The sequence below is a fragment of the Pseudomonas sp. P5_B2 genome (assembly GCF_056400445.1).
This window is the reverse complement of the sequence record NZ_JBFULH010000128.1, coordinates 1-10,804: the sequence shown is the minus strand read 5'-3', so window position 1 is coordinate 10,804 and position 10,804 is coordinate 1. Positions and strand designations below refer to the sequence as shown.

Here is a 10,804-nt window from a genome sequence, read left to right as displayed (position 1 = left end):
GCATGAACACGCGTTCGTCCAGACCATCCTCAACCTGATCCCGTCGAACATTTTCGCGGCCATGGTTCGCGGCGAGATGCTGCCGATCATCTTCTTCTCTGTATTGTTCGGTCTAGGTCTGTCGAGCCTGCAATCGGACCTGCGCGAGCCGCTGGTGAAGATGTTCCAGGGCGTGTCGGAAAGCATGTTCAAAGTCACCCACATGATCATGAACTACGCCCCGATCGGCGTGTTTGCATTGATCGCGGTGACCGTGGCCAACTTCGGTTTCGCCTCGCTGCTGCCGCTGGCCAAGTTGGTAGTGCTGGTGTACTTCGCCATCGCGTTCTTTGCCTTTGTGGTGCTGGGCTTGATCGCTCGCCTGTTCGGCTTCTCGGTCATCAAGCTGATCCGCATCTTCAAAGATGAGCTGGTGCTGGCCTACTCCACTGCAAGCTCGGAAACCGTGCTGCCACGCGTGATCGAGAAAATGGAAGCCTACGGCGCGCCGAAAGCCATTTGCAGCTTTGTGGTGCCGACCGGTTACTCGTTCAACCTCGACGGCTCGACCCTGTACCAGAGCATCGCGGCCATCTTCATTGCCCAGCTGTACGGCATTGACCTGTCGATCAGTCAGCAGTTGCTGCTGGTGCTGACACTGATGGTTACCTCCAAAGGCATCGCTGGTGTTCCAGGCGTGTCCTTCGTGGTGTTGCTGGCCACGTTGGGCAGCGTCGGTATTCCGCTGGAAGGCCTGGCCTTCATCGCCGGCGTCGACCGCATCATGGACATGGCCCGTACCGCATTGAACGTGATCGGCAACGCCCTCGCCGTGCTGGTTATCGCACGCTGGGAAGGCATGTACGACGACGCCAAGGGTCAGCGCTACTGGAACTCCCTGCCGCACTGGCGCAGCAAGGAAAAACTGCCAGCCGGCGAAGTTTCCAAGATCTAACAGCTGAACCCTGTGGAGTCTGGCTTTTATGTGGGAGCCAGCCTGCTGGCGATAGCGGTGGATCAAACAACAGAGATGTTTAATTTGCCGGCCTCATCGCCAGCAGGATAGCTCCCACAGTGAGCTGAACAAGCCACACAAACAAACCCCGGAGAAATCCGGGGTTTGTCGTTTCTGGCTACCCCGCTATCATTCGCCGCATCTTTTGGGGGATTTGACTGATGCTTAATGGCCTGTGGCTTGGCTTCTTCATCGTGGCTGCCGTTTCGGCGCTGGCGCAATGGCTGATCGGCGGCAACGCCGGGATCTTTGCGGCGATAGTGGAAAGCATTTTCGCCATGGCCAAGCTGTCGGTGGAGGTAATGGTCCTGCTGTTCGGCACCCTCACCCTGTGGCTGGGCTTTCTGCGGATTGCCGAGAAAGCCGGGATCGTCGAGTGGCTGGCCAAAGCGCTGGGCCCGCTGTTCCTGCGCCTGATGCCGGAAGTGCCAGCCGGTCACCCGGCCATCGGCCTGATCACGCTGAACTTCGCCGCCAACGGTCTGGGCCTGGACAACGCCGCCACACCCATCGGCCTCAAGGCGATGAAGGCGCTGCAGGAACTCAATCCCAGTGCCACTGTGGCCAGCAACGCGCAGATCCTGTTCCTGGTGCTCAACGCCTCCTCCCTGACCCTGCTGCCAGTGACGATCTTCATGTACCGCGCCCAGCAAGGCGCACCCGACCCGACACTGGTGTTCCTGCCCATCCTGCTGGCCACCAGTTGCTCGACCATTGTCGGCTTTCTGTCGGTCGCGTTCATGCAACGCCTGCGAATCTGGGACCCTGTGGTGCTGGCCTACATGATTCCCGGAGCCCTCGCCCTCGGTGGCTTCATGGCGCTGTTGGCAACGCTCTCAGCCACCGCCCTGGCCGGTTTGTCATCAATCCTCGGCAACCTGACGCTCTTCGGTCTGATCATGCTGTTTCTGATCATCGGCGCGTTACGCAAAGTAAAGGTCTACGAAGCATTCGTCGAAGGCGCCAAAGAAGGCTTCGACGTGGCCAAAAACCTGCTGCCGTATCTGGTGGCAATGCTTTGCGCAGTGGGCGTGCTGCGGGCGTCCGGAGCGTTGGACTTCGGTCTGGACGGGATTCGACACTTGGTAGAGTGGGCCGGTTGGGACACGCGATTTGTCGATGCGTTGCCAACGGCCATGGTCAAACCGTTCTCCGGCAGTGCCGCCCGGGCGATGCTGATTGAAACGATGAAAACCTCCGGTGTCGATAGCTTCCCGGCGCTGGTGGCGGCCACGGTTCAGGGCAGCACCGAAACCACGTTCTATGTACTGGCGGTGTACTTCGGCGCGGTGGGCATTCAGCGCGCGCGGCATGCGGTGGGGTGTGCATTGCTGGCAGAACTGGCCGGCGTTCTTGGCGCGATCGGGGTTTGCTACTGGTTCTTCGGCTGACCGATATCCCCCTGTAGGAGTGAGCCCTGTGGCGAGGGGGCTTGCCCCCGTTGGGCTGCGAAGCAGCCCTAAAACTGGCGACAAGGTTTACTTGGGTAAACCACAACTACCGGGATTTACGACTGCTTCGCAGCCGAACGGGGGCAAGCCCCTCGCCACATTGATCCCTGTTGGCTTTAGGGTTTTGGTGGCAACGCCACTTTCTGGCCTTGCTCAACCGCCCAACTCACCACCTGTGCCGTCAACTGGTCGCTCGCTTGGCCGAACCCGGCGACCACCGCGGGCACTTTCACATCGCTTAACGGCTGGCGCACTTCGAAGCGGCGGCTGGCGAGGATTCGCTGGTCATAGCTACGCACCAGTACCGCATCCAGGCTCACGACCACACTGGCGGTCGAGCCCTGATACTCGGTCTGAAACGCCTGCAACTGGCCGCCAAGCTCCAGATCTGTCTGGAAAATGCTGTCATCGGTGCTCAACAACGGCACCCGACCGTCTCGCTGGAAGCCATCCAGCAGACGATTGCGCAGCAGCACCGGTGCCGGGTCGCTCCAGCGTGAGCCCTTGTAGCTGATGATCAGATCGCCTTGGGGAATCACCGCGATGTTCGGACTGTTCAACGCGTCGCTGGCCTGGAGTTTGGTCAGGCGCAGCGACCAGCGTTGCGGTGTGCCATGACTGGCCGCCGAGTTGACCTGGGCCGAAGGCAATCGATAGACATCAAACGGCTCGGACTTGGGCAGGATCGAACACGAACTGATCAGCATGAAGCCGGCGAGGAGGGCGATACGAGTCAGCTTCATGGCGTGAATTCCTTGTTCTTGTCACGGCCCAGCAGGTAACCGCTGGGGTTTTCCTCAAGACGTTGTGAGATGGCGCGCAATGAAGTCAGGGTTTCGCGCAACTCGCGAATAGCCGGGGCGAGGCCATTGAGCCCCTGCATGCCGCTGTTCAGCGACTCCTGATTGGTGGTGAGCAGCTTGTTGATTGTCGTGCTGCTCTGTTCCAGCGACTTCATCGCCTGCTCGGCGCTGCCCAACGCCTGCTTGCCATGGTCGTTGAGCAAGCCGTTGGCATTGCGCATCAACGCCGTGGTTTGCTCCAGCATGTTGTTGGCTTGCTTGCCGACCGACGCCAGTTGCTGCATCGCTTGACGAATATCGCCACGCTGATCGGCAATCGTCCCGGTGGTTTGCTCCAGGTGCGCCAGCGTGTTGCTGATGCGATCGATGTTCTCCGCAGAGAACAACAGGTTGGCGTTATGCATCAGCGTGTTCACGCCGGATATCAACTCGTTGCTGTCACTGAGCAGGAGGGCAATAGGCGAGGGCGAGGCAACGATGGTCGGCAACTGACCGTCCTTGCCCTTGAGCTCCGGGCTCTGTGGCGTGCCGCCGCTGAGCTGGATGATCGAGGTCCCGGTGACCCCGGTCAGTGCCAGTTTGGCCCGGGTGTCTTCCTTGACCGGAGTGTCACCGCCCAGACGAATACGCGCCAACACCCGGCGCGGGTCTTTCGGGTCCAGACGCAACGTCACCACGTCACCGACCTTGATCCCGCTGTACTGCACCGAACTGCCCTTGGACAGGCCACTGACCGCTTCGTTGAAGACGACTTCGTAATCCTTGAACTCGGTGTCGACGCTGGACTTGGCCAGCCACAAGCCGAAGAGCAGGGCGCCCGTCACCACAATCACGGTGAACAGGCCGATCAATACATGATGGGCTCGGGTTTCCATGTCAGACCTCGTTAAGCTGTTGAGCGGCGGTCAGCGCCGCGCGGCCGCGAGGGCCATGGAAGTATTCGTGAATCCACGCATCGTCGGTTTCCGAGACCTTGTCGATGGCGTCCGCTACCAACACTTTCTTCTGCGCCAGCACCGCCACCCGGTCGGTAATGGTGTAGAGCGTGTCGAGGTCGTGGGTCACCAGGAAAACACTCAGGCCCAGCGCATCGCGCAAGGTCAGGATCAATTGATCGAACGCCGCCGCACCAATCGGGTCGAGGCCGGCGGTGGGTTCGTCGAGAAACAGGATGTCCGGGTCCAGCGCCAGCGCACGGGCCAGTGCCGCCCGCTTGATCATGCCGCCCGACAGCGCAGCGGGGTACTTGTCGGCGGCCGACAGCGGCAATCCGGCCAGTGCCAGTTTGACCGCCGCCAGATGCTCGGCGTCTTCACGGCTGAGGCCGGCGTGTTCGATCAAGGGCAGGGCAACGTTTTCGGTCACGGTCAACGAAGTGAACAGGGCGCCTTGCTGGAACAGCACACCGAATCGCCGTTCAACCATCGAGCGCTCATGCTCGGACAAGGTCGGCAGGTTCTTACCGAAGACCTTTACCACCCCTTCACTGGGCTGACGCAAGCCGATAATGCTGCGCAGCAAAACCGATTTACCGCTGCCGGAACCGCCGACCACGGCGAGAATTTCACCTTTGTACAAATCGAGGTCGAGGTTTTCGTGCACGCTCTGACTGCCAAAGCGATTGCACAGCCCACGGACTTCGATCACCGCCTCGGAAGGCGCACGGGGTAAACGACTCACCAGCCCATCTCCATGAAAAACAGCGCGGCCACGGCGTCGAGTACGATCACCACGAAAATCGACTGGACCACGCTGGACGTGGTGTGCGCACCGACAGACTCGGCGCTGCCACTGACTTTGAAACCTTCAAGACAGCCAATCGAGGCGATCAGAAAGGCGAAAACCGGTGCTTTGACGATCCCTACCAGAAAATGCTGAACCCCAATGTCCGATTGCAGCAACGACAGGAACATCGCCGGCGAAATATCCAGCGACACCGCACACACCACGCCGCCGCCAATAATCCCCGAGAGCATCGCCAGAAAAGTCAGCATCGGCAGCGCCACCAGCAGGGCCAGGACACGGGGCACCACGAGCAACTCCATTGGATCGAGGCCCAAGGTGCGGATGGCGTCGATTTCTTCGTTGGCCTTCATTGAGCCGATCTGCGCGGTGAACGCACTGGCGGTGCGCCCGGCCATCAAGATCGCCGTCAGCAACACCGCGAATTCGCGCAGGAAGGAAAAGGCCACCAGGTCCACGGTGAAGATTGTGGCACCGAAATTGGCCAACACCGTCGCCCCGAGAAACGCCACCACAGCGCCCACCAAAAAGGTCAGCAGGGCGACGATGGGGGCGGCATCAAGGCCGGTTTGTTCGATGTGCGCCACCATCGGCGTGATGCGCCAACGCTTGGGTTTAAACAGCCCGCGAACGATGGTTTCCAGAATCAGTCCGACGAAGCCCAGCAGTTGCAGGGTGTCCTGCCAGACCGTATCCACCGCGACGCCAATTCGGGTCAGCAATTGAATACTGACGCTGATTTCCGGTTCCTTGACCGGCACACAGAAATTGGTCATTGAACTGTAGATGGTCTGCAGCAGCGCGCGATCGGCGGTCGTCAGGGTGCAATCGGGGTGTTCGGCGGATCGGCCCAGGCGCTCGGGGCCCAGCAACTCCACCAACAGCGAGGCACCGGCGGTATCGAGGGCGCCGAGACTGTTGAGATCAATGTGGGTGTCGTCGTCGTATTGGCCGCGAAGTTTTTCGCACAGGCGCTTGAGATCGGCGTAATGGGCAAGCGTCCAGTCACCCGTGACCCGCAGCTGCGCAGGGGAGTGAGAGGCATCCAGTTGGGCATTGCCGGCCATTGCGCTGCTGGTCATAAGCTCCGTGCTTGTTCGGTCTATGCAGAGCTACGTAATAACACGAACCGCGCTACTTTTCTTTGGTCGGTGTGCTCTCTGTGACCTTGAAGCGCAGCACGCCGATGACCTGGCCATCCTCGGTCAACACCCGGACCTGCCATTTGCCCGCCGGGTTGCCCGGGAAATTCTGCTTGTGCGTCCAGGCACGATAACCTTCCTTGCGCCCACCGTGGATGTCCAGCGGGATGCGGTCGACCTCTTTGCCGTTGAACTGCCACACGTGATAAATCCGTTCATCCAGACCGCGCGGGGCATTGATGGCGGTGTAGGCATACAACCCGCCGCCACGAATCTGCTCGGCCGTGACTTCCTCCAGACTGGCACCGGGTGTGCGGTCCTGCATTTGCGTGCTGATCGCCACATCGGTCATCCACAAGGTCGCCGGCGGCACCCACGAGCGCAGGACCCACCCGAGAGCGCCTACGCCCAGCGTGATACTGAGGATCGCCAAGGCGTTGCGCACTGTACGGATCGGGAAGATCGACGCCAGGCTCGGGAACGACAGCAGCACGGCGGTCCCCAGCGCCAGTTTGAAACTCTGGGACGTGGTGAGGTGCATGATGACGGGCAGGGCGGTCAGCAACGCGGCAAACAGCGTCAGGGTATGCAGCGCCAGGAACGCCCAGCGCCGGGGTGCCAGCCATTTGTAGTAGAGCGGGTCGATGATGGAAATCAGCGCCGCAATACCCAACAGCCCGGTGAAGAACAATTGGCCACTGTTCCAAGTGGTGGTGATGAAAAAGAACGGCAGGACGAAGAACAGGCTTTCCTGGTGGATCATCTGCGTGGCGTAACGCAGTAGCGGCTGGGGAATTTCACGCTTGAAAACTTTGGCGAACAGCTTGGTGAGGCTGTTTTCCAGCATCAGCCAGACCCAACTGAGCACCATGATAATGGTGATCCAGGTCGCCAGACCTTGTTGGCGATCCACCAGGATGAAACTGCCGACACCGGAGATGAAACCACCGAGTGCAATGACCCCTGGGTAGCGCTTCATCAGTTCCAGGAGGCGCTGGACGTATAGGGTCAGGGTCGGCATTCGGCGGTTCACATTCATCGTAGGAAATATCCTCGACAGGTTACCCGCCGGGGGGCCATGTGGCGAGGGGGCTTGCCCCCGTTGGGCTACGCAGTAGCCCCTACTACTGCAATCGCATAATCCTGATACACCGCATTTAATGTTATGGGACGGCTTCGCCGTCCAACGGGGGCAAGCCCCCTCACCACACAAGCCCCCTTCGCCACAAAAGCCTCGGTGCCCACAGGGACCGGTTATTGCCTGCGATGAAAGCGCCAGCCCAATAATCCGAGCACCAGCAATCCCAGTACCCCGGCAATCGCCCATAACAACTGGTCATCACCCATCAGCGGCTTCTCGATCCGCAAATACCCCGGTTGCAGCAGCAGTTCGCGCAAAGCCTTGTTGGCTTCCTCCAGCGTCACGCCTCGCAGTTCCCTGGCCGGGTTGGCGAAACGCCCGTTCTCGTACTCCCCAAGGGCACTCCAGTAATAATCGGCTAACGCGCTATTGCCTTGCACCGCCCAGGCCTGACGGGCAATAGCGGCCTGTTTCAGTCGGTTGAAAGTGTCGGCGTCGAGTCCGTCCTTGAGCAACTGGGCTTTCAACTCTTCAAGGACTTGCTCAGCCTGCGGTACATCATCGCGTTCAAGGTCGGCGTTCAGGCTCATGAAKCCCACACCGCCAAACAGCTCACGCTCAGCCGAAGGCCCATAAGACAAACTGTGAGTCAGGCGCATCTGGCGATAAAGCGCCCAGTCCAGATAGTCCTTGAGCAGGTCGAACGTTTCGTCCTGCTGATCCGCCAGCACCGGCTCTGGCACCAACCAATGCAACTTCGCTCCTCCACCGACGAAACCGCTACTGAGCGTGCGCTCATGGGCAGCACTGGTCTGGATTTCCGGCAGGGGCGGGTGATCGCTTGGGTCGACTGCTTCAAGCTCACCCCAGGCTCGCTCCAGATAGGCCGGCAGCAACCGGTCGAGGTCACCGACCACGATCAGGGTCATGTTGTTGGGTGCGTACCAGAGCTTGCGCACCTTTTCCAGTTGCTCGCGGGTCAGGTGATCGACTTCGGCGCGCTCCGGACATTTGAGGCCCAGCTCCACCGCCAGTTGATTACTGGCCGTGTGGCCGAGGTCCTGGCGATCCAGCCAGCGTTGCAGGTGTGTGTAATGACCGCCGTCTTCGCGCTCGACAACTTGCTTGGCAGCGCTGATGGCGTTGTCATCAATGCGGGTCTGGGTCAGCAGCGCCAGCAACAGGTCGAGGACCTTGCGCTGGTTTTTCGCCGGCGCTTCGATGACGAAGGTTGTGTCGGCGTTGTTTGTGAAAGCGTTCCATTCACCCCCCAGCGCCTGCATGCGCTCTTCCAGGCCACCTTCGCCGGTGGCGTCGATACCACTGAACAACAGGTGTTCAAGCAGATGGGGCAGCTCTTTGTCCTCGCAGCTGAAATCATCCAGACCCACGCCGATCACCAGACGAATCGCCACATGCCCGCGCTCGGTGCCCGGTTTTAGCAGCAATTGAAGGCCGTTGGGCAGCGTATAGCCTTCGACCTGAAAGCGATCCAGGGCAAACGAAGAAAATGAGCCAAGCAACAAACAGGCGAACAGCAGACAACGCATAACAGGTTTCCATACGGCTGATTGGCGATCCATGTTCCTTTCCGGGCAGCCATCGCGAGCAGGCTCGCTTCCAAATTGGTTTTGCGGTGGGAGCAAGCCTGCCCGCGATGCTTTTGAACCGGAACTCAAGTTACTGACTGACCACACCGCCAGACGTTCAAGGCGAATGCGTGATGTCCGCCAAATCGTCGACGACCAGTGCCCCGGTGTCCGACGTTTCCAGCACTGCATAAGCGCTGCTGCAGAACAGCGAGTTCAGACGTTTCATGTCGGCAATCAACTCCAGGTGCAATGAACTGGTTTCCAGACTTTGCACAATCTTACGTTGCAATCGGCTGACATGGGCATGGGCTAGACGCCGTTCCTGTGCGCGAAAGCGACGTTTTTCACGCAACAACTGACGCGCGCTTTCCTTGTCGGAACTCAGGAACACAGACAAACCCAAGCGCAGATTGGAGATTAACTGACTGTGCAGCCCTGCCAACTCCTCCAGTCCAACCTCGGAAAAAGACCGGCGCTGTGAGGTTTTCTGCTGCTGAACCTTACGCAACATGCGTTCGATCAGGTCGCTGGCGAGTTTGAGATTGATCGCCAACTCAATGATTTCTGCCCAACGGTGGCTGTCCTGGACGCTGAGGTCCTCGCGGGGCATTTGCGCCAGATAGAGTTTGATCGCACTGTAGAGGGCTTCGACATCATCGGTCAGGCGCCGCATTTCCTGGGTCACGGCGGTTTGCCTGCCGTGCAGCACATCGAGCATGGCTTCGAGCATGTTATCGATCAGATCGCCCATGCGCAGGGTTTCCCGGGCCGCATTCGCCAGCGCCAGGCTCGGCGTGACCAGCGCTGTCGGGTCGAGGTGCCGTGCTTTGGCCATTCCGTTGACTTCCGGCCGCTGCGGCAACAGCCAGGCGCACAACCTGGCCATCCCCCCGACGCTCGGCAGCAAAATCAAACAACGCGCGGTGTTGTAGAGCAGGTGGAAGCCGATCACCATTTCCTGCGGGCTGAAATCCAGGCTATCCATCCAGTGCACCAGCGGATCAAGCACCGGGATGATCAGCAGTAAACCGATCAGCTTGTACAACAGACTACCGAGCGCGACCTGACGGCCCGCGGCGTTTTGCATGCTGGTGCTGAGAAACGCGAGGATGCCACTGCCGATGTTGGCGCCAATCACCAAGCCGATGGCTACCGGCAGACTGATCACATTGGCGCCTGCCAAGGTTGCGGTCAGCAGGACGGCCGCGAGACTGGAGTAGGAGACCATCGCGAACAGCGCACCTATCAGGGCATCGAGCAGGATGTCGCCGGTCAGCGAGGCGAAGATCACCTTCACCCCTTGCGCATGAGTGATCGGCCCGGCGGCTTCGACAATCAGTTGCAACGCCAGAATAATCAGGCCCAGGCCGATACAGACCCGGCCCATCTGCCCGACCCGGGTTTGTTTGCGCGACAGGAAGAAAATCACCCCGACAAAGATCAGCAAAGGCGACAGCCACGACAAATCGAACGTCAGCACCCGGGCCATCAGCGCCGTACCGACGTCGGCGCCGAGCATGGTCGCCAGAGCCGGGGTCAGAGCCATCAGACCCTGACCGACAAACGAGGTGACGAGCATGGCGGTAGCGTTACTGCTCTGGACCATCGCCGTCACCACAATCCCGGCGACAAACGCCAGCCAGCGCTTGGACATGTTCCGGCCAATCACATGGCGCAGGTTGGTGCCGTAAACCCGCAGGATGCCGGTTCGGACGATGTGCGTGCCCCAGATCAACAAGGCCACGGCCGATAACAAATTGAGCAGGGTTAGCATACAGACCCCCTGTGGTGGCGCGCCCCAAAGGGGCAAGTTGACGGTACTGCGCTTTTTTCTACGTTCTGTACTTAAGCTGTAGTTGGCTAATGGCCTTGACGCCAGCATTGCACAGCTGAAGACGTGAATGAAACAAAACTGTCATGGAAACAGATTCATGCAGCGATCTTGATAGCTGCGCAAAAAAAAATGTGGGAGCGGGCTTGCTCGCGAAGACGGAGTGT

At 59.8% G+C, this 10,804-nt stretch carries 9 protein-coding genes; 2 read left to right on the top strand and 7 right to left on the bottom strand.

What is annotated here, in order from left to right:
- Positions 1-934, top strand: a 934-nt coding sequence (locus AC1DRJ_RS12935) for a cation:dicarboxylate symporter family transporter (RefSeq protein WP_477802493.1), incomplete at its 5' end; no start/stop codon positions are given.
- A gap of 221 nt (positions 935-1,155) precedes the next feature.
- Positions 1,156-2,385 (top strand): nucleoside recognition domain-containing protein, encoded by a 1,230-nt coding sequence (locus AC1DRJ_RS12930; RefSeq protein ID WP_477802492.1) that lies wholly within the window; start codon positions 1,156-1,158, stop codon positions 2,383-2,385.
- 176 nt (positions 2,386-2,561) lie between these two features.
- Here the strand turns inward: AC1DRJ_RS12930 and AC1DRJ_RS12925 are convergent, their stop codons facing one another.
- The 7 genes from AC1DRJ_RS12925 to AC1DRJ_RS12895 all read right to left on the bottom strand — a co-directional run bounded on the left by AC1DRJ_RS12925 (position 2,562) and on the right by AC1DRJ_RS12895 (position 10,580).
- Positions 2,562-3,188, bottom strand: a complete 627-nt coding sequence (locus AC1DRJ_RS12925; protein WP_477802491.1) for an ABC-type transport auxiliary lipoprotein family protein — start codon at positions 3,186-3,188, stop codon at positions 2,562-2,564.
- Positions 3,185-4,123: an MlaD family protein gene (locus AC1DRJ_RS12920; protein WP_477802490.1), complete on the bottom strand. Its 939-nt coding sequence runs from the start codon at positions 4,121-4,123 to the stop codon at positions 3,185-3,187. Before AC1DRJ_RS12920 ends, AC1DRJ_RS12925 begins: the two co-directional genes overlap by 4 nt.
- A 1-nt stretch (position 4,124) precedes the next feature.
- Positions 4,125-4,928, bottom strand: a complete 804-nt coding sequence (locus AC1DRJ_RS12915) for an ABC transporter ATP-binding protein (RefSeq protein ID WP_223518873.1) — start codon at positions 4,926-4,928, stop codon at positions 4,125-4,127.
- Positions 4,925-6,073 carry an ABC transporter permease gene (locus tag AC1DRJ_RS12910; protein ID WP_477802489.1) on the bottom strand — a complete coding sequence of 383 codons (1,149 nt, stop codon included), beginning with the start codon at positions 6,071-6,073 and terminating at the stop codon, positions 4,925-4,927. Before AC1DRJ_RS12910 ends, AC1DRJ_RS12915 begins: the two co-directional genes overlap by 4 nt.
- A gap of 52 nt (positions 6,074-6,125) precedes the next feature.
- Positions 6,126-7,154: a DUF5924 family protein gene (locus tag AC1DRJ_RS12905; protein ID WP_477802494.1), complete on the bottom strand. Its 1,029-nt coding sequence runs from the start codon at positions 7,152-7,154 to the stop codon at positions 6,126-6,128.
- A 233-nt stretch (positions 7,155-7,387) separates the two neighbouring features.
- Positions 7,388-8,764 carry a M16 family metallopeptidase gene (locus tag AC1DRJ_RS12900; RefSeq protein ID WP_477802488.1) on the bottom strand — a complete coding sequence of 459 codons (1,377 nt, stop codon included), beginning with the start codon at positions 8,762-8,764 and terminating at the stop codon, positions 7,388-7,390.
- Positions 8,765-8,921: 157 nt separating this feature from the next.
- On the bottom strand, positions 8,922-10,580 hold the full coding sequence (locus tag AC1DRJ_RS12895) for a Na/Pi cotransporter family protein (RefSeq protein ID WP_477802487.1): 1,659 nt from the start codon (positions 10,578-10,580) through the stop codon (positions 8,922-8,924).
- Positions 10,581-10,804: the final 224 nt, after the last annotated feature.